The organism is bacterium (genome assembly GCA_030693425.1).
GTDB lineage: Bacteria > Patescibacteriota > Minisyncoccia > Minisyncoccales > GWA2-46-15 > GWA2-46-15.
Window position 1 is genome coordinate 327,494 of record JAUYAM010000002.1, and the last position, 20,227, is coordinate 347,720.

Below are 20,227 nucleotides of genomic sequence, written 5' to 3' on the forward strand. Positions count from 1 at the left end.
ATAAGCTAAAAAGTTAAGCATAGGACTCCGATAAAAACGACCAAGAGGCCAACAATTTTTTGCCACAGCCTTTCTTTTTCCTTAAGAATGAAAATTCCTGCTAAAACCGAAAGGATCAAAGAAATATTCTGGACCGGCAAAACCCTGGAAGCTTCGCCTACCTGAAGGGCCTTTATAAAGAAAAATATCCCCAGGCAGAAAGACAATCCGGTCAGAACGACCGTCCATTTCTGGAGCTTCAGCTCGTCCTTGATTCTCTTGACTCTGTTTGGCATAAAGCAGAAAATCCAGAAAGAAGTAATCAGAAAAGTGAAGGTTTTGTAGAGAGCCGGCGAGAAAACATTACCGACCATGTATTTATCGATCAGGGAGCTGACCGTAAAAAGCAGAGTGGCCAAGAAAAGGAGCTTTAATCCCCTCGACAGCTTGATTCCCTGGCCCTGCCAGAGAGCGACGATATTGCCGGCGGCAATCAAACAGACGCCGGCTATCTTGTTTAATAAAAGGGATTCTCTGAAGAATATCGCCCCTCCGAAAAGAGACCAGACCAGCCCTGCCTGGACCACCATCGAAACTGTTGAAACTTCCTCCATCTGCCTTGCCTTGATGAAAAGAATATCGGTAACGGCATAGATTAGAGTGACAAAAATGATAAAGACAAGAAGATTGAGGTCCAATCGATAATATTTTTGTTCAAGGAAAACGATCGGAATCAGAAAAAATGCCGACAGGAAATCAATGAGAAAGACAAAGGCAACGGCGTCGCCCTTCCCTTTGAGAAAAACCCTTGCCAAAACCGAAAAGACGCTTATGAAGACAGCTGAAAGAAGCGCGTAGAAAAACCAGTTCATGTCTTAGAATTTAGCCTCTGGATTATCTTTATCCAGCATAAATTGAGTAATCACGCCGCTGCAATAATGCCCGATTAACTCCTTCAGTTCTCCTAGAATCTGCCCTATTTCTTCTTTGGCGACCGGCGGCAGTCCCTCTACCACCAAAACGGCATTTTTGGTCTCTTCCGTAAATTTTGTCCTGTCTGCCTCCCGCCAGTTAAACCTTCTGCAAATTGCCGAAACTTCATCCTTATAAATGACTTCCCCTCTATGGGGAGATTTTTCTTCTTTATCTCCTAAGAGCAAAACCTGGGGCTCGCTTTCTCCGGCAATAGTCAGATGAACGTCGCCTTTTATCTTGTCCAGATCCTCTCCGCCGGCAGGGACCATATATTTGATGGAAATGTAATTATAGATATCGACTATCTTGTTTATGTGCCTGACCGCTTCCCCTTTGAGTATTCTCCTGTAAAGGCTTTCTACAGAACTGTTGTAATCTTTCGGCTTTGCCCCAAAGCTCCTATACGCCTCACGCCAGACGCCTATCCTCGGATTTTCAGACAGGGCCTCTAGACCAAACTGCGAATTAATTCTTGAACTTTCTTTTACGATCATCTCGGCCAGCTCTTGAGAGCTTCCTCGGTTGTCTGTATTCTTTAAAACCAAAATCCCCAGGCTTAGCTGGGGGAACCTTTTAAAAATCGCTTTGTTTACCATCAGCTTCATATTTTCTATCCTACCCCTTCAATTAGTTCAGGGCAAGCAAAAAACCCCGCAGCAGTCCCGCTTTCAGCGGGACGCTACGGGGCAGGCCGCCTCTTTAGCGATTTTCCTGGCTCCGCCCATAGAACGATGTTAGAACCTGTTTGTTGGTGCAATAAAAAATGACACGGTTCTATCAAGGACGCAAAAAGAACCGTGTCATTAGAATGCCGTCGATTGTCAAAGACCACTATAGCTTGTTCCTTGCTCCATCGACGCCACTTCGTCAGTATTCGCCATTCGGTAATGTTCACCAGGGTGCAAACTGCACTCCAGACAAAGAGTCCCCCAGTGGCGAGACAAACGAAGCGTTGAGCCGTCATATGGACACCGTTCGCCCTTTTGTACAGTGTCGGATAATAGTGAACCTACTAAGGTTACTGTTACCATGGACATACCTCCTTTCCAATTCTTATTTACAACGTAAAAAGATTTTTGTCTAGTCTAGTAGAAACTAAAAACCGCCTCCTTGTCCTGAGCTCTTCGAGCTCCTCGAGTTCCTCGAATCCCTCGGGACTGAGTCCTCGGGACGAATGTCTGAGTGATCTCGGAATCGAAGATCTGAGCGATCTCGGAGTCGAAGACCTGAGCCTCAGAGCCGAAGGCCTGAGTCGTATGAAGGACCTGTCCTAAGTCGTATGAAGGATTGGCGACAAAAAACCAAGCCCGAGAACGGGCTTGGTTTCTGTCTAATCTTGGTAGACCAACTCTTAAATTTTGGTCACGTTTGTGGCGTTGGGCCCTTTGGGAGAATCGGTCTTTTCAAAAGAGACTCTGTCGCCTACTTTTAAATCTTCGTAGGCCACGTCTTTGAGCTCGTTCCTGTGAAAAAACAAGTCTTTTTCTTCTCCATCAACGGTAATGAACCCAAATCCTCTGTCTGTAAGATTTTTAATTGTTCCTTCCATGGTCACAGTTAAATATAAATTAATTTAATTAATATTTTAAGGTTTTACCCTAAAGTTTAGTTCCCTTAATAAACTCGACGAAGTTTTTATAAGCGAAGCTTGAAAACTACGTTTTAAAGCAAGCTTTCAAACTTGTTTATATAAGGTACCTATCTTACATAAATAATCCTAGCACCTAAAAACCAATCTGTCAATCTAAACCTATTGATTAGAGTAAAAACCAACAACAAGATGTTAAATAGCTAAATTCTCAAATGTTCTTTACTCATTACAAGGCGCTTCTATTTTGTCCTTAGCAGGCCCTTGATAACACTTGCATTCCCCGCATGTTCCATGGCAAATATCCGTACCGCTGTCGCATACTACGCCCGAAGGACAAGTGAACTTTTCAAGCTGTCCGGAACATTCGCAGACAATATCTCCAAATGTATTCCATCCTCCGCAGGAAACGCCTTCTTCTATTTCGTATTCAGGACAGGGCGCAAACTCACAATCAGGGCCCGTGCGGCCAACAGCAGACCCATCGGGACAAATTTTTGCCTCCTTCGTGCAAGCGCCTGATTTTTGAGCCTTCTTTCCTAAAAAATAATACGTTCCCCCGGCCGCGACTAAAATTCCAACGATCATTAAAATTATTAAAATTGGCGCGATTCCTTTATTGAAACATTTCATAGATTTTAACGTTAGTTAATTATCTTTTTCTATTCTATCAAAAAACCGCCCGGCCCGTAAAGCATAGGGGCGATCACTCTAATCGCTAAATTACTAAGATACTAATAAACTCGTTTATCTTGCCTACGGGACGCTTTGCCTGTCCGCAGGAGGAACAGTCTACCCATTTTCATTTAAGGGTTCTAGCGTTTCTTTCTTAAGAGGAGAAAGTATAAACAGGCCCAGTGACAATGCCCCGACAAGAAACAGAGCTATGGTCAAGGACTTATCTGCTATAAGGCCAACAAGTGGATTTAGCGCTACGAGCATAAATCTTTTGAACATAGAAATTGACGACAGAATCGTCGCCCTTTGTTCAGAAGGAATGAGCTTGTTCATGTAGACAAACATGAGTTCAAGCCTTGTCAACCCGAAACCGCCGGCAAAGAGCAAGAATAATATTACCGTAAAGACATTGGGCAGAACCGCCACTAATAAAAAGGTGGCTCCGGTAGCCAATGTTCCGAACTTCAAGAAATTTTTACCAGAACCAAACAGTTTTTCAAGTCTAACAAAATTACTGGTTATAATAATTTCTGTGGCAACCAAAAATGCGTGGAAATAGCCGAAATACAAAACAGGGACATTAAGACGAATAAGCAAGGCTTGATAAAACCAAACAACAAAATAAGCGGCAGCGGCAACCAGGATTCCGTCAATGGCAATAATTCTTAATTTCTTATGATGACGCAGGAATGAAATTCCTTTTTTAGCAATGTCTAAATAACGCCTTGATTCTAAAGTTGTTTGATATCGCTTCGGCTCATTTATAAGAAAAGCAATGATTGCCGCCAAAAGAAAAGGAATGCAAGAAAACAGCATCGGCGCATTTAACCCGAACTTGGCCGCAACAATACCGCCCAAAGGAGCGGATACAAACATGGCTAGATACTCAAAAGATTTAGCTCGACCGAAAACTTTTTTACTGTCTTCTTCCCGGTTAGATTCCTTAAGAGCATCGTACAATAAAGCTTTGTCAGCTCCGGACATAAACGCTATTGCGATCGCGAAAAGAAACTCCCCCGCCAGAAACATTTCGAAACGGGGAAAGCTTCCGTAAAGTATGGCTGCAAGGGCGACAATAACTCCTCCTGCGGCAAGGGAATATTTACGCCCAAAACGGTCCGCAACAATGCCGGTGGGAATCTCCAAGATGAAGATCCAGAACATAAACCACGACTGAAGAAGCTGAACCCTGAACAAAGATATTCCTCCCCAGACGGTGAAAAAGGGAATGAGGACTGCCGAAAACAGGGAAAACGCCTTAAAAAAGCTGAAGGCGTAATAAAGATGGACAGTGTTGAAAGTTTTGCGGTTCATTAACATATAATCAGTCTACCAAAAAACCCACAAAGCAAAAACCCCGATTAAGGGGTTTTGCTTTAGTAATCATTACCAGCGGTCTCTGTCGTTTCCGCCAAATCCTCTGCCGCCGCGGTTGAATCCTCCGCCCTGGCGGGGAGCTCTCGGCTCCATCGGACGAGCTTCGTTCACGGTAACGTTCCTGCCGTCGATATCCTTGCCATTGAACATTTCAATGGCTTTTTGGGCCTCTTCGTCAGACGACATTTCCACAAACCCGAATCCCTTTGAACGACCGGACATTCTATCGATAATCACGGTCGCTGTTTCAACGGTCCCGGCTTTAGCAAAAGTCTCTTTCAAAGTCGCGTCGGTAGTGTCATAAGACAGCCCGCCTACGTATAACTTCTTTGCCATGTTGATCTTTTAATAGTTTTATTATCAGTAAGCCGACCTGCTATCTCATTTCTATTCTACGGCTTACTGCTAACAGAAACCCAAGAAAGAAATTCAATAGAAACTTACTCACGTTTGATATATTACATCTTTTCCTCCAGAAAAGCAAGCCGTTAGTCAACCGCCCGATTGCGACCAGCCAAATGGCGTCAAAAACTAGAGTTGACACCATTTTATTTCGTCATAATCAGTTTTTGGGAAGAAAGCCGCCCGCTTGAATATTCCAAAGCTTGGCGTAGAGGCTGCCATCTTTTTTGATCAGATCTTCGTGAGTGCCTTCTTCGAAAACCGAACCGTTTTTTATAACCACAATTCTGTTCATTTTTCTGATCGTCGACAAGCGGTGAGCAATAACGATAACCGTTTTACCCTTCATGAGAACATCAAGGGCGTTTTGAATTAAACCTTCCGAATGAGAATCCAAACTAGAGGTCGCTTCGTCTAAAATCAATATCGGAGAATTTTTAAGAATGGCGCGGGCGATAGCCACGCGCTGTCGTTCTCCGCCGGAGAGCTTAATCCCCCGATCGCCCACATAAGTTTCGTATTTATTGGGCAGGTATTCGACAAACTCATCGCAGTGGGCCAGGCGCGCGGCTTCAATAATTTCTTTGTTTGTCGCCGACGGCTTGCCATATCCTATATTTTCCATAATAGTGCGATGAAAAAGCAAAGGATCTTGCGGCACCAGGCTTATATTTCCCCTTAGGCTTTCTAATGTCACATGATGGATCTTCTGTCCGTTGATGGTGATTTTGCCGCTGGTTAAATCGTAAAAACGCAGCATCAATCTGATGAGCGTTGTCTTCCCGGCTCCCGAAGGACCGATGATGGCCACTTTCTCGCCCGGGTTGATTTTTAGATTTATTTTCTTCAGCACCTGTCGGGTCTTATTGAAAGAAAAACTGACGTCTTTGAAGATTATCTCGCTCGAAGAGATGTCGAGAGGTTTCGCGAGCGGCGTATCCTTAATTTCATGCGGGAGTTTTATGATCTCCACCATTTCTTTTGCGTCAGCATAACTTTCGTAAAAATCGCGGATAATACGGCTAAAGCCCCATAATCTAGAACCAAGCCCGATAATATATAATTGGATGAGGACGAAGACGCCCAGCGTTACTATGCCTTGCTGCCAATAACGAATAGAAAAATAAAAGATAAAGAATTCTATCAAGACAATGAGCGCCGCTTGAATGGAATCAAGCCCGGCATCAGTATTCCAATTTGAAAGAGTTATTTTTGCCTGATCCTCCGTCACTCTTTTAAACCGGCGGGATTCTTCTTTGTGACGCCAGAAAACATCGACATTGTTTTGATTGGCGATGGCGTCAGAAAGCATGGCCGTTGTCCGTGAATCTGCCTCCGTCATTTTAAGGCTGTATTTCAATCTCCAGGTTGAATAAAAATAATTTATGATTAAATACAAGATTGTCCAGCCGATAATTAAGATAGAGAGAGCTGGTTTAACCGTCCAGGTAATAATGGTAATTCCAACAATGCGAACCAGAAGAGATAAAAGATCCCAAACGATACGGTCGGTAATGCGCTCGAAGGCTCGGGCGTAACGCCCGACTCGTTGGACTAAAGCCCCTGTAAAATTATTAATGAAAAAACTGTATGAGTGGTATGTCAGATAATCATAAGCTTGCTGCCTTAGCCCGGCCATTGTTTTTGCCTCAAAATGACTGTTGGCAAACGAGCCGATGCGCCAAGACGTCCAAGCGCCAGCACCCAGAATTAAAATAACGAAAATGGCACGAAAAAGTTGAGAAGCGATAATCTCTTTGTTTTGCCCCGAAGAGAGGATGTCAAAGAAGTGTTTATAATAAATTGGGATGATAACCTCAAAGAGGCTGGCGGCAACCACTCCGGATATAGTCAAAAATAATGAAATCCAATGTTTGCGCGCTACTTGCCACAAGAAAAACAATACATCTGTAATATGTACTTCCGGATAGATTATGTTAGATTTTTTAGATTTCATAGGCCAAGACAAGCGGAGAATGTCATTTTTCTAAATCAAGGGTTTCGTCAATGCGACAGAAAAGGGGTCAGGTACCTTTTTTGACTAATGCATAATATACTTTCTTAATGCCTCGTGCTTCTCGCATGGCCTAAAAAGGTACCTGACCCCTTTTCTTGCATTACCATTTTAACAAAAAATCGTGATGAGAATCTCCTCGGTGGACGCATTTTACCTCTTCACAACTGACAGCTTTGCCAACCACCATGCTGAGTATGCCAGAAAAATATCCCATCAAGCTTGAGCACATATACGGGTCGCCGGTAAAATCATTTAGCCTAACTATAAACTGCTTTCCGCTCTTGTCTATTTTTACTGCTTTGAGGCTGCCGATCGAAAACTGATCCCTCCACATTTTCGGAACTACTTGAGCCAAGCGCTCTAAAGAAGCAAAATGGCTTAAAAATATTCTGATCAGGGGTGACGAATTTTTAGCTTCTGCTTTTCCCATTTCCGAAAATCTTTTCTCGTCATAGCCAAAAAGTCTATGAAGAGCGGTAAAATGAAACATAAATAATCCCAATGGGTAGAAACTCGTTGATTTTATTTCCTTGTATTTTAGGGGATAGTCAAAGTCAACCATGGCTTGCTCAAGTTTTTTTACCCCCTCTTCGCCTTGGTCTTTTTGGATGTAATCGGCCTTGGTCATAAGAAAAAGACCCTTAACCTCGCCGGGAATTTCCATAAATTTTTTTGCTTCTTCTTTAGAGACTATTTTTTCCATATGTTTTTGTTAGATTTATTATATTCGCTTGGCAAGGCTGTTCCAAAACGCTTGTGCAAGGCGTAGACGTCCTTGAAATCATCCTTTTTAAGCTTATAACCGGTATGGGATTTAACTGAATACTCTGCCGAAACGCATTTTACGGCATACCCTCGAATTATGCCCGATCCGGCAAGCGAGGCCGCCGGATACATCATCCCTTTTTCTTTAGGCCCGTAGAGTCCGTTGCCCTTTTTGTCAAAAGCAATCGCGTGTACATCTACTTGGCGTCCTTTATCGTTGCCCAAGACAAAGTTCCAGGCGCTGGTATCGTCTCTTTCCACGTCTTTGTAGCCGCGCTCTTCAAGCAGGCCACGCAGTTTTGGCACGTCTTTGCGCTGAACGACTATATCCAAATCACTGTGGGAGCGCGTCTGCTTGCCCAAAAGAGCATCAACGGCCCAGCCGCCGTCGAGCCAGACATCAATATTTTTAGCCTCCAGCAGTCTTACGGTATCAAGGACATCTTTTGCCTCCATTACCGTTTTTAACTCTCTTTTTCGCATATTTCAATATCGATTTTACCTGGCCAAAGATTTTTAGTCTTTTTAGATACGAGGTAAAATCTTTTTTCTTAATTCGGCGGTAAAAAATCCCAATCCAAGGCCAACCATCAATAATATCCAAAACATGGGTATGATGTTAAACGAAGTCGCTTTCTCTCCTCCGAACCCGCCGAAAAAATAAGCAAAATAGCTCGTATAAGAGAGGAAATAGGCGGGCGTCATGCTAAACAGTTTGATCGGTTCCAGCAATAGGATAAATAGAGCCGCAAAAAATACCGCCACAGGCATCGCCAGGGTTTCCCCGGTTAAATTAGAGATGGGGAGAACGGCAATCAGCGTTAAATAGCCGAAGATCATTCCGTTTGTAAGCCCGGCTATTTCTTTGGGCAGTTCAGATGGTTTCCCGCCAGCGATAAAATATAATGCCCAGCTGATGAATGGGAGCCAGAGGGCGCTGACTTGAAAATATTGAGCGATTAAAACATAAACAGCGGCTGTTAGGGCAATCGCGACGGCCGTTGGCAAAAGCTGGACAAATCTCATCTCTTCAAAGATTAAGATTAATGATATATCTTACCAAAAAACCCCGCGCAAAAACAGAGTTTTGACATATCAAGCCTTCGACTTGCTATAGCAGTTAGTAAACTGATATATCAAACCTCTGGTTTGCTATAGAGAAAATCTGCTATTCTCTTAATAACTGCGCTCACCGCAACGGCGAAAAGAATATAAATAGTTCCCACAAAACAAATAAGAAATGCTGCCAATAAGTTTAAGGCAATGTTATCCCAAAGACCGCCTAGTACAAAAGATATAAAAAAGCTCGGGAGGGCTAAAAAAATGTTAATAGCTAAAATAATCTCTATTTTCTTTTTAAATGTAAAATTAAATTTAACTCTTAAAATGCGGTTTATAAAACTTCCCAACATGTAAAGGGTGAGCGATAACCAGCCGTATATTATCAAAACAGTCCTTTTATCAATTTCAAAAGAATTGGGAACCCTGAAAAACACATTAATAATGCTAAAGAGTGGGGTTAATGTTCCGCCGAAAACCAGCTCTTGAAATAAAATCAGTACAACGCTAATTAAAAAAGCATAAAAAATAATTACCGGCACCATTACTAAATAACCGAGGTATTGAAAAATCTCAGCAAAAATCATCAATCCAGTACGGCTCAAAAAATCATTTCTTTTTGCGGAAACATCCGCCTTTTTATAGACAAGATTAACCATTGATTTACTTTAACAAAAACTCGCCAATGACAAAGGCGGATAAAACTATTAACAAAAATGTCTTGTTTTTCTCGAAAAACTGCTTCATGGGCCCTACCTATATTCAAAATAGCCTTGTTTTAAGTAAAAGGCAACGGTTGCTGCCTGGCTTTTGGTTGTTTAGCTTGGCCAAGCAACTGCAAACGCTCTTGTAGTGAGTGTATCGAATCTACTCTTTCCCTTCAGAAACTCATTCGTCTTTCAGCTGTTCTTCAATGACTTTAAAATCGTTTTTGAGGTCATCTAGCAGATGACGATTATAAACCGCCACCGCCGGGTGATATAAGGGAATGATGGTGTAATGTTTCTGGGTCAGCGGATCTTGAACTGCAAATTTTTTGCCTCTCAGCTTGCTGATGCCAAGACCGCTTTCGAGCACGCCAAAGTGCTCTAAAATAAAATGGGTTGAGTGGTTGCCCAGACTAGCAATAACCTTGGGTTCTATGATCGAGATCTGCCTCAAAAGATAGGAAGCGCAGGCTTTAACTTCTTCTAAAGCCGGTTCCCGATTGGCCGGCGGTCTGCATTTTAAAATGTTGGCGATATAGACATCTTCTCTTTTGAGGCCGGCGGAAGATAAGAGCAAGTTTAAAACTTGGCCCGCCTCTCCGCAAAATGGCACTCCGGTTTTGTCCTCATTCGCCCCCGGCGCTTCACCGATGAACATAATTTTGGCGCCATGGTTTCCCTGACCGATGACCGGAAAATTGCGAGTTTTGTAAAGTTGGCATCCTCGGCAGTTGATGACTTCCTCTTTTATCGCTAAAAGCAATTTGTCTTTTTGATTTTCCCTCATATTTTATATTTTACGCTGGCGGCGGAAAATTCAAGTATTGAATAAATAGTCTCAGCCCTGATTTCTCATGATTTCTGAATCTTCTTAATCCTGCCTACCGAGTTTAAAGAAGTTATTAAGTATGTGAATGGTATATTCGGAATGGTTATTCTTGATGGGCGCGACATATTAGATTATCCTAACTAAAAATGGTGTCAAAAACCAGAGTTGACACCATTTTAACATTAACATGAAACGTAAACAGAAAAGGCGCCCGATGTTCCGGTACGCCAATTCTTGATGGCTGTTATGCCGTTTCCCAGCTCAGGAAACTCCAGTCAATTATTGCGCCTGCCCAATTTCGTTTGCCTACTATAACGCAGATAAGGCAAGCCAGGGCCAGCAAGCATAACCAAATGATGATGCTGGGGCCGGTGATCGGCAGTAATAGCCATTTGAGCCACTCAGGCAGCCCTTTTTTCATAGGCGCCTCCTCTCTTATAGTCAAGATACCATGTACATTTTGAATTGACAATATACTTGGAATTATAGTTTAATTACGACAAAGAAAGTCTTCATGAGAAGTGATGTTAAGGAGTTAAAAGAGCTGGCCATCTTCTTCTTTCTGGGAAAATATTATGGTGAAAGAAGAGAGGAGGAAAGAAACTAAAAGCCACCAAAGGATGTCCTCAAGATGGGTTAAGCCAATTTTGATGTCTAAAATTTTTTCGGGAGAATAAGCCCAGGTTTGCCACAAAAGCCCTAGAGGCCAAAGAAAATACCCATAAGTAGTTAAGATAAGAGTAGTGAGAAAAACCGTTTTGACCTTTCTCTTCAGAATTGGAAAATAGTAGCCCCATAGAAGACAAATTAAAGGAAGAGCAAAAAATAAAGTATAAAAAAGATAAGTATTTTTTCCAAACATAGCCTATTTTAGTTTTAGACGTTCTCGGATAATCAACGTGATGGTCGCCACAAACATTGGAAAAATCAGAATAAAAAGATATTCCTCTAAGGGTAATCCGCTGCCTGACGGACCAAACCAAACTCCAAGCGTTGGTGCCGCATCATACCACCACAGGCCTGTTTTCACCGAAAGCATATCCCAGGGAACCCCAAAAATAAAAGCAAAAAAGACAGTTAAAAGAAAAGTTTTTTTATATTTTCTCAAAAAAGGAAAAAATTTTAGCCAAAACAAAACTGTAGGAAAAAGAAAAAAAATGAGTAGAAATTTAAGATAAACAGGCATGGACACTAGGAAAAATGGCGCTGAAAACCAGAGTTGACACTATTTTTGTTCTATCCGGATAGAATTTACAAATTCACACCAAATCCAAAATTTGAGCTTAATTTTGTTCCTATCCTCGATGGTGACAGTCACCTTTCCACCTTTCCAAAATCTTATTTGTCATTTTTCGATGTTTCCTTCAATTTATTGATTTCTTTTTTCAGTTCTATCATTTTTAATTCTCGGCCGATTGTAAGTTTGTTAAATCTCTCTAAGTCATTGACTTTTTCTTGAAGCTCTTTCGTTTTTTGTGTGACTTTTTCTGCCAGCCCCTCTCTTTCTTCTTTTAAAGCTTCTGTCCTGTCTTTTAATTTTTCAGCCATGACATTAAAGCTAAAAAACAGATCTCCGATTTCATCTTGTCTCTTGGTTTTAACCCGATAGTCTAATCCGTCGCTTCCAATTTTCTCCATTCCGCTAAGCAATTGTTTGATTGGATCTATTACTGTAATTTTTATTGAAAAGGAAAGGGTGCCGATGATGGCCAGGATGGATATCAAGGTAATCAATAAAAACTCTCTTTGCGTTTTGGCAATAATTTTTTCTAAGGAGTCCAAAGATAGTTTTATACTGTAAATGCCGACTCTTTGGCCGCCAATATGAACAGGAGTAATGACTCTCAGCACATTGGTGCCATCTAATTCGGTCACAACCTTAGTGGAAATCGTCCCGTCTTGATAGGAAGCAATACTTTCTGGAATAGCCATTTTTCCAATCAGGCTAGTATCATTAGAAGCTATAATTTTTAAACCAGTTTCAACGGGCAAGCTAATGCTGATTCCGACAATATTAGAGCTTAGCCATATCATCTTGTAAATATTGGATTGCAGCTTGGCAACATCGTTTAATTCGTTTTTGCTGCCAATGCTGGCATCAAGCGCTTGAGCCAAACTGATGGCTGAATCGCGAAAAGAATCATAGAAAATCTTCCTCTGGTTATTGACGCTCAAATAATAAAAAACCGAAAGGGTCAAAGCAATAACCAGGGTAACGACAATGAGTAGTTTTAATTGAAGATTAGGTTTAAATTTCATTTAAAATGAAAGATTTGTCTTTTCCAAAAACAATAGTCCTTTTTACTGGCTCAACCACTTTTCTTCTATCTTCTTGAGCTCTCCCTCCCGCTTAAGCCGCCTTATGGTTTTATTAATCTGCGAAAGCAACCCTGGCTGATCTTTTTGAATGGCAATTCCGTAAAACTCCTGGGTAAAAATATCCCCCACTATTTGCAAGTCTTTTTCCTTGGCTGTCATTCCAACCGCTGCCGGATAATCGATAATAATCGCGTCGATCTTGCCTTTAAGCAAATCTTCTTTGGCTAAATCATAATTCTCATAAGTGTTCACCAAAGACGGATTAGCGGCATATTTCCGCGCCTCTTCTTCGCTGGTGGTTCCGACCTGAACCCCTACCCTATATTCCTTTAGGTCTTCTGGCTCATTAATGATCCTTTTCTTGTCTGTCGTGCTTACAATCACCTGACCGGCATTAAAATAGGGGTCAGAAAAGCCCAGAGTCTCAGCTCTTTCCCTGGTAATGGTGATGGCAGATATGATCATGTCCACTTCCTTGTTCTTAACAGCATCAAAAATTTCTTCCCAAATAATATTCTTGAATTTTGCTTCAACGCCAAGATCTGAAGCAATCTCCTTGGCTATATCTATATCCATGCCGAAGAAGTTTCCCTGTTCGTCCACGCTTTCCATGGGCGGATAAGTGGCGTCGGTGCCGATAATAATCTCGCCTCTCTTTTTTATCTCATTGATTCTTCCCAGCTCGGGCGCCCTGCCTCTCTCTGAAAAGAACTGGTTATAGATGAAAAACCCGAAACCTCCAAGCGCAAATATGATTACTATTGCCAAAACAATTATTCTCTTGGTCATATTAAGTACTGTTATTATTTCGAGCGAAGTGAGAAACAAGGTTCTTGCCGAAGGCAAGGTTCTTATTTTGTTTTACTTAACGACCTTTTACTCTTGTCAATGTGAAAAGTGACATTGACTCTACTTTGTATTCTATTGTCAACCTTATTCTAGCAAAAACCCATCTTTACCAAAAGGCGGATTGGCGATCTTTTGAGCCTAGTTTACCCTGAGCCGAGTCGAAGGGCTCCGCCCATATTTTTGTTCGATGACAGTCACCTTTCCAGCCAATGATTAAAAAAGGTACCTGACCCCTTTCCCTCCTTTTCCCTCTTAATCTTTTACAATTGTAACAATTATTTTCCTGTCTCTCGGCCCGTCTAATTCTAATAAAAATATTTGCTGCCAAGTTCCCCGAATTATCTGACCGCCTCTAAGAGGAAGTATCTTTTCTTGGCCCACAAGACCGGAAAGAATATGAGAATCGGCATTATCGTCGATTTTATCATGCTGAAAACCTGAACCGGAAACTAACTTTTTAAGAAAAACTAACCAATCTTGCTTTAAACCCTCTTCGTTTTCGGTTAATAAAATACCGGCTGTTGAATGCGGCACGAACACCAAAACTAACCCGTCTTTAATACCGCTTTCTTTTACCACTTTCTCAACCTCATCAGTAATATCAATCAACTGATATCTTTCCTGGCTTGAAACACTAAATTCGCTTATCATTTTTATGTTATATATAATTCTACGAGTCAAAAGGAGCTAAGCTCCTTAGAAAAGCTCCTTGGAATACTTACAGAATCGACTTTTTGCTTAGAATAGATTTGACCCCCATTTTTACTTGACAAGCATTCTGTATTTGATAATATTATAATATCACTACGAAAAAGACCCTGTTAAGGCTCGTCCTTAATGGGGGCTTTTTCTTTATTATTCAAAGAAATTTTATTTTTGACGTCATTCAGATAAGTGATTGGCGCGTTGGTTCTTTTTAATAATATTGAACATCTTTTTTGAATACTTGGGGAAAGTATGATTCTCAGTTTATTTTTTTCTTGCAAAAATTTTACCAAACCGGCGTAATCTCCGTCGCTGGTAACTAACACTAGTTTTTCGCAAGAATTTTCATAAACATCCCTAGCTGCCCGTAAAACTAAATCGGCATCGCAATTACCCTTTGGTTTGCCTTCTCCGTCATAAACCACTTCTTTAAAAATCAGAGTAAATCCGGCCTTTTGCAGCGCCTCATACATGTCTTTTTCCTTAGGGATTAAACCAATAAAATAATAAGCTCTATCTACTCCATATTTGTCCTTTAGCCACTTTCTGAATCTGGAAAAATCAATCTTCCAGCCAGAATTATTTACTCCGCGGTATAAGTTATTGCCGTCTATAAACGCGTAATTATTTTCTTCTTTCTCCATAATTTTACCTGCCCCGTAGCGTCCCGCTTTTAGCGGGACTGCTACTGGGGTTTCTCAATTAATTCCCTCTTTTTGTTTTGCGTTCTCCGAGGCGCCCGGAGGACGACTCATTTCCGCCACGCACTTCCGAAGTCCCTCGACAAACTCGGGACGGATAATAAAAGGTACCTGACCCCTTTTCTCCTTTTAGATTATTTCTAAATGATTCAATACGGACTATTTATCTCGTCTTTTATCAGTCACGCAAAATGAAGATTTAAATTTTAAACATAAAACGTTAATGATTTATCTTTGTAATAATCCCTAAGCTCATTTTCAATTTTTTCTTTTGCCCCGTAAGCTCTCCCGCTGTAATGAGTCAGTTGTACAAAATTAATCATTCGATTATCTATTTTTACAGAAAATCTTTTTGAATTTATTTCATTTAATTTAACCGAATAGTAATCTTTAAAGAATTTTTTAATAAAATAATATGTTGTACCTCCAAAACAAAAAACTGTTTTTATCTGGAAAACAGCTATCTCTTTGAGTAAAGCCTCCCCGCACTTTTCTAAGATTTCGGGATTTGCCCTAACAACCGCATATACCTCTCCTGAGTTAGTATATTTATCTCTTTCTAAAAACTTCCTGAGGATTGAATGCTTTATAAAATCAGATAGATAGCTTCCCTTTAATTTTTCTCTAATGTTTTTGCTTTTAAAATTTCCTATCAAGGCCAAAATAGGATGCCTCATATTATCCAACTCTAAACGATATAGATTAGGCAAACTACGATTCAAACCCAAAAACATTGTTTTTAACCTTTCTTTACTGGTTATTTTAGATAATTTACATTCAAAATACTCGTCTGGCAATAAAATACTAATATCTTCCAATGTTGTTGAGGGAACCTCAGAAATCATTTTTTTAAATTGTGCGTGATTTATGTTCTTCATAAAACTTTCCTTTATTTCGTCCTAAATTTTGATTAAAGTGTAATCTCACGAATTTCTAATTGTGTTTTGCCTTCTTTTTTCGGTTGTTGAAAATTGATCAAAAGACCGTTTCTGATCTTTAAAATCTTCATGTAATTCTTAATCTGTTGTTCTTCCGACAAACCCAAACTGCCGCCGACTGCCTTCAACTCCAAGATTATTTTTTCCTGGCCAAAATGAACAATTATATCCGGATATCCTTCGCCCACATAATACTCTCTATATTTAAGTTCTACCACCTTTTGGCTCTCATATTTTATTTTTGCAAGGCGCAGCCCAACCTGCATCGCTTTATCATAAACATCTTCTGAAAAACCAGAACCAAGATTCTTATAAACGTCTTTTGCGATGGAAATTATTCTTTGAATTTTAATATTTTTCATATTTTTATTTTCGTCAGCTTCCTAATTTTCTCTTTGAGTTCAAATATTATAAGCAAATTTAATATAATCGCCGATTTTGTTTTCGAGTTGTCTATTCCGATTTAGTTCTTTTATTTTTTCAGCGACCTTCAGTGGTTTATTATCACGACTAGAGATTTGAATACCAAGGTATGTTTCGATATTTGGCGAAAATGTCTTTCTTCTAGTTTCTTGGTTATTCAATAATTCTAAAATTTTTCCATTGGCTCCTGAATTCAAATCCTGACCTTCTGTATCATGAATAACAACATAATCTATCTGAAAGTGATTAAGAACTTTTTGAAACAAGGGAATAAAATCCCTACCGCGACAATTTATAAGAGTTGTATCTTCTTTTTTATGAAGATTAGTCTCTTCACTTAAAACATTCATAAACTCTCCGCCCTCTTTAAGGGTGACAAATTCACTATCTCCTTCTAATAAGACAACTCTTCTTGCGAAAAATAATTCGTTCACTGCAGGATCAAAGCGTATAATCATCTGCAATCTTTCTTTTGCTTCTTCTCTATTTCCGCCAGTGAATATTTCTTCGCTCTGCTGAAAAGTTTTCAAGTGATTTTCTGATGTCCGCACAAAACGAATGAGGGCTTTCTTTTTGTCTACTATACGAATTAAAAAGGGAGAATGTGTTGTTAAAATTACTTGCGCTTTTCCTTCTTCAGCAATTTCGTATAAAGTATTAGTAATTTTCCTAATCATTTGTGGATGCATATATATCTCTGGCTCCTCGATCATCAGGAGATTACGAGGACCGATTTCTTTAGAAGCGGGGCTTTTGGTTTCGGCAAGGAGTTCCAAGAGTGCAAAGATAAGTGCTCTTTGAAAACCGTGACCCTGTTCTTCTGGACTTGTAGTAATTTCTCTTCCATCGTTTGCAAGAATATTCGGAGTCGGCAGAATTTTTTCGACTTTAGGCACCTCGGCATCTATCAAACTTTTAGCAGGGATAATTCGCGATAACCTCTCTGTAATTTTCCCTTCTATTTCCTTGATTTTAGGAAGCTGTGTTCCCCCCTTAAAAAGTGCTGCATATTTTTGGAACGCACCTAACAACTCTTTGAATTGTGGTGTTTTTTCAAGATCGTTACGCAAAATTAGATTAAACAACTGGCCGAAAACGGCTTTCGTGTTGCCTTCTGTCACATCAGATATACTTTTTATAGCCTCAATATAAATTTTCTGCATTTTTTCATCAGTAAAAAGATCGTCGCAGTTTTGAGGCCGGCCGGTTGGATTTCTTTTTTCTTCGCCATTCACGATCGCGATATAATCACATTGAGCACTACCATCTTCCAAATAGTAATAAGACTTTCTTAAAATCCACACATCTTCTTTGTCCTCTTGTGAAATATATGGCGATATTGCCAGATGGACTTTATCTCTATTAGTAAGATTATTAAACACAACTGTAATCACGACAGCATGGGTTTGATCATTTTGTTTATTAAAGAAGTATTCTACCGGCATCGTCTTTGTGCCAGAAAAATAAATATCTAGAGCTTTAAGGACAGAAGACTTTCCAACGTTATTCTCCCCTATTAATACTAAAATATCGTCCGAAAAATCAAAGTCAATTGGGTCTGGACCTAGGCATTTAAAGTTCTGTATTGTGAATTTCTTGATCTTCATTTTTGTTCTTCAACAATTTTTATTTCCTCCGGGGTGAGGCTGTAGAGTTTATAAACCATTTGGTCAATTTGTTTTTCGTATTCGCGAACTTTGGATTGCTTGTTTAATTTCTGGTAAATGACTCCTAAAATACTTCTCTGTATCTTTATCCATAAAATAAACGTACACGCCTTTATGGGCTCTGGAAAAAAGTACGCGATAAACGTTTTTTAAGTGATTCGTAAGGTTTGGATTATTGCGTTTCACTTGCGTATCATAAGAATTCTCTGGAACCGCCCGCCACTTATTTGCAACTGGATCGAAAACTAAATCTTTGCCGAAAATTACGGCGATATAATCGAATTCAAAACCTTGTGCCGTATACACAGTACCGACTTGTTCCATACCCGAATTATCTGTGGCCCACTTCCAAAACTGGTCTTTTTTCTCCCAGGGCATTTCAAAACTCCCGATTTTTACATCGTTTACCAACGAACCATCTAAATTGGGGCTGCTCCAAGGCCAACAAAATCCAGCCGCTATACGAGCCGAGTTTGGTTTTTCTTTATTTCGTTTTCTAATTTCAGCCATCATATCTGATGGGTTATTGAAAATGCGGAATTCCATTCTTGTATCAAATTCTGTAATTTCCGTATCTTGAATTTCTAAAATATTATCTAGCCATTGCAGATAAGCGTCAGAGCCGGAACATCTAAATTGAGTTTTTAATTCGAACTCAGCTATATTTTTATTATCTATACCAAAACGCCTAGCAGTTTCCTTGATCATCGCAATGCTGCCAACTTCACTCGGCCGTACAATTTGATACTCATCTATAAAGAAAATGCTTAATTTCGCCGGTCTTATCAAATCATCTATCTGCGGGTTTTTTGACTTAAATTTAAATGGCACTCCATAGTCGTTACTATCCTTGCGAACACGATGAGCTTCGTCGCAAATCAATATGTCGATAGAATTATCTGGTTCTTTTGTAAAATTAAAGAAAAATTTAAAAAGGTTTTTTCCCCTCTCTCCCCCAACTATTTTTTTGAGAGTATTGGTAAATGCGGACGAACCAGTAGCATGCATAACTTTTATACCTTTTCTTAGAAGTTCTCCCATTACCTCGAGCGCAATAACTGACTTACCGGTACCGGGCCCACCTTTTACTATTACTACTGATTTTTGTTTTGTTTTCGCAAGCTGCTTAACTTTGTGCATTATCGCATTATAAGCAGCAATTTGCTCATCGATTAAATTAAAAATTTGCCTCTTATTTATCATCTCTGATGTATGATCAAGTAATTTCTTAGACGGCTCTATTGGACTTCTTGCAAATCGCTCATAAATTATTTGTCCCCTGCCACCTTGAAGTCGTTTTTTTAAATATCTTCCTAATTCAACGGCGTCTTCCTTTGCAAATAGCGGAAAGATTTTAATTATTCTGGAAAATTCTGGAGAAAAAAGAATAGCATTTATTTTCTTTGAATAATTATGCAGATATGCAGATGCACTTAACTCTGGCGGGTTGTTTTCTTCAAAAATCTTAAGAAAATCCTTTAGTCCGAAGTAATATCCTTGTACTTGTAGGGCGGGGTGTGGTTGTTCCTTCTTAAATTGTCCATAATTAACAATTACATTACCGTCAGTTTCGGCGTCTTGCACATGTTGATTTGACCATTGTTTGAGTTCCACTATCACAATATTTTCTTGTCCATCTATGTCATGCCCAAAAAGTAAAACATCAATTCTTCGCGACGAATAAGGAAGTTCATATTCGACAATTATATGGTTGTCTTTAAGGCCAGCGTAATGGAAGCTATTATTTAGGATTGCAAGCGAAATTGCCCAAGATCGATACTCGGGTTCACCGGGATTTCGGTTGTAATATGTTCGGTACTTTTCAGCCGCACGATCCGCAATGCAATTCTGCATTACATCTTCGTTAAATCGCTCAATTGTTTCTTCATAAAGAATCATAATTAAAGCCTGTTGTATTTAGTATATTTCCCTTTTGCTTTTTTGAGCGGATATTTCTCTTCGTTTTTTTTGATTTTTTTATCAAGCGCATCGAGAATATCAATTTTAAGATCATGGCTCATCAATAAAACCCAATATAAAACATCTGCCAATTCTTCACCAATATCGGCTTTATTTGTTCCAATATACTTATCAATCTCCTCTTTATTTTTCCATTGAAAATGCTCCACGACCTCGCCAGCTTCAAGAACAAGCGAAAGCGCGACATCTTTTGGATTATGAAATTGTTTCCAATCTCGCTCGTTGCGAAATTTTATAATTTTTTCTGTAAGTTTTTTTATATCAGACAT

At 39.8% G+C, this 20,227-nt stretch carries 23 protein-coding genes; all 23 read right to left on the reverse strand.

Annotated elements, in window-relative coordinates; all coding sequences use genetic code 11:
* Positions 1–5 precede the first annotated feature (5 nt).
* The 23 genes from Q8N16_02215 to Q8N16_02325 all read right to left on the reverse strand — a co-directional run bounded on the left by Q8N16_02215 (position 6) and on the right by Q8N16_02325 (position 20,227).
* Positions 6–851 (reverse strand): GRP family sugar transporter, encoded by an 846-nt coding sequence (locus Q8N16_02215; protein ID MDP3093555.1) that lies wholly within the window; start codon positions 849–851, stop codon positions 6–8.
* A gap of 3 nt (positions 852–854) precedes the next feature.
* A complete protein-coding gene (locus tag Q8N16_02220; protein MDP3093556.1) occupies positions 855–1,559 on the reverse strand; it encodes a phenylalanine--tRNA ligase beta subunit-related protein in 705 nt (234 codons plus the stop codon).
* 746 nt (positions 1,560–2,305) lie between these two features.
* Complete coding sequence (locus Q8N16_02225; protein ID MDP3093557.1) at positions 2,306–2,503, reverse strand: cold shock domain-containing protein; 198 nt, start codon at positions 2,501–2,503, stop codon at positions 2,306–2,308.
* A 261-nt stretch (positions 2,504–2,764) separates the two neighbouring features.
* The gene (locus Q8N16_02230; GenBank protein MDP3093558.1) at positions 2,765–3,175 is read right to left on the reverse strand and encodes a hypothetical protein; all 411 of its coding nucleotides are present in this window, start codon (positions 3,173–3,175) and stop codon (positions 2,765–2,767) included.
* A gap of 159 nt (positions 3,176–3,334) precedes the next feature.
* Positions 3,335–4,540: an MFS transporter gene (locus tag Q8N16_02235; GenBank protein ID MDP3093559.1), complete on the reverse strand. Its 1,206-nt coding sequence runs from the start codon at positions 4,538–4,540 to the stop codon at positions 3,335–3,337.
* A 66-nt stretch (positions 4,541–4,606) separates the two neighbouring features.
* The gene (locus Q8N16_02240) at positions 4,607–4,933 is read right to left on the reverse strand and encodes an RNA-binding protein (GenBank protein MDP3093560.1); all 327 of its coding nucleotides are present in this window, start codon (positions 4,931–4,933) and stop codon (positions 4,607–4,609) included.
* Positions 4,934–5,159: 226 nt separating this feature from the next.
* Positions 5,160–6,956, reverse strand: coding sequence for an ABC transporter ATP-binding protein (locus Q8N16_02245; GenBank protein MDP3093561.1), 1,797 nt, complete (start codon positions 6,954–6,956; stop codon positions 5,160–5,162).
* A 160-nt stretch (positions 6,957–7,116) separates the two neighbouring features.
* The gene (locus Q8N16_02250) at positions 7,117–7,719 is read right to left on the reverse strand and encodes a 4-vinyl reductase (protein MDP3093562.1); all 603 of its coding nucleotides are present in this window, start codon (positions 7,717–7,719) and stop codon (positions 7,117–7,119) included.
* A complete protein-coding gene (locus Q8N16_02255; protein MDP3093563.1) occupies positions 7,707–8,264 on the reverse strand; it encodes a nucleotidyltransferase family protein in 558 nt (185 codons plus the stop codon). Before Q8N16_02255 ends, Q8N16_02250 begins: the two co-directional genes overlap by 13 nt.
* A 42-nt stretch (positions 8,265–8,306) precedes the next feature.
* A complete protein-coding gene (locus Q8N16_02260; protein ID MDP3093564.1) occupies positions 8,307–8,807 on the reverse strand; it encodes a DUF1097 domain-containing protein in 501 nt (166 codons plus the stop codon).
* A 110-nt stretch (positions 8,808–8,917) separates the two neighbouring features.
* The gene (locus Q8N16_02265) at positions 8,918–9,499 is read right to left on the reverse strand and encodes a hypothetical protein (GenBank protein MDP3093565.1); all 582 of its coding nucleotides are present in this window, start codon (positions 9,497–9,499) and stop codon (positions 8,918–8,920) included.
* Between the two features lie 229 nt (positions 9,500–9,728).
* A complete protein-coding gene (locus tag Q8N16_02270; GenBank protein ID MDP3093566.1) occupies positions 9,729–10,334 on the reverse strand; it encodes a uracil-DNA glycosylase in 606 nt (201 codons plus the stop codon).
* Between the two features lie 577 nt (positions 10,335–10,911).
* Entirely contained in the window at positions 10,912–11,238 is a 327-nt protein-coding gene (locus tag Q8N16_02275; protein MDP3093567.1) for a hypothetical protein, read from the reverse strand.
* A gap of 3 nt (positions 11,239–11,241) precedes the next feature.
* Positions 11,242–11,562: a lycopene cyclase domain-containing protein gene (locus Q8N16_02280; protein ID MDP3093568.1), complete on the reverse strand. Its 321-nt coding sequence runs from the start codon at positions 11,560–11,562 to the stop codon at positions 11,242–11,244.
* 152 nt (positions 11,563–11,714) lie between these two features.
* Complete coding sequence (locus Q8N16_02285; GenBank protein ID MDP3093569.1) at positions 11,715–12,635, reverse strand: HAMP domain-containing protein; 921 nt, start codon at positions 12,633–12,635, stop codon at positions 11,715–11,717.
* A gap of 42 nt (positions 12,636–12,677) precedes the next feature.
* Entirely contained in the window at positions 12,678–13,484 is an 807-nt protein-coding gene (locus Q8N16_02290) for a basic amino acid ABC transporter substrate-binding protein (GenBank protein MDP3093570.1), read from the reverse strand.
* A 312-nt stretch (positions 13,485–13,796) separates the two neighbouring features.
* A complete protein-coding gene (locus tag Q8N16_02295; protein MDP3093571.1) occupies positions 13,797–14,195 on the reverse strand; it encodes a secondary thiamine-phosphate synthase enzyme YjbQ in 399 nt (132 codons plus the stop codon).
* A gap of 170 nt (positions 14,196–14,365) precedes the next feature.
* Complete coding sequence (locus Q8N16_02300) at positions 14,366–14,893, reverse strand: NYN domain-containing protein (protein ID MDP3093572.1); 528 nt, start codon at positions 14,891–14,893, stop codon at positions 14,366–14,368.
* Positions 14,894–15,156: 263 nt separating this feature from the next.
* Positions 15,157–15,828, reverse strand: coding sequence for a hypothetical protein (locus Q8N16_02305; protein MDP3093573.1), 672 nt, complete (start codon positions 15,826–15,828; stop codon positions 15,157–15,159).
* Positions 15,829–15,860: 32 nt separating this feature from the next.
* A complete protein-coding gene (locus Q8N16_02310; protein MDP3093574.1) occupies positions 15,861–16,250 on the reverse strand; it encodes a GxxExxY protein in 390 nt (129 codons plus the stop codon).
* Between the two features lie 39 nt (positions 16,251–16,289).
* Positions 16,290–17,918 (reverse strand): AAA family ATPase, encoded by a 1,629-nt coding sequence (locus Q8N16_02315; protein MDP3093575.1) that lies wholly within the window; start codon positions 17,916–17,918, stop codon positions 16,290–16,292.
* A gap of 63 nt (positions 17,919–17,981) precedes the next feature.
* Positions 17,982–19,877, reverse strand: coding sequence for a DUF2075 domain-containing protein (locus Q8N16_02320; protein MDP3093576.1), 1,896 nt, complete (start codon positions 19,875–19,877; stop codon positions 17,982–17,984).
* Between the two features lie 2 nt (positions 19,878–19,879).
* A complete protein-coding gene (locus Q8N16_02325; protein MDP3093577.1) occupies positions 19,880–20,227 on the reverse strand; it encodes a nucleotide pyrophosphohydrolase in 348 nt (115 codons plus the stop codon).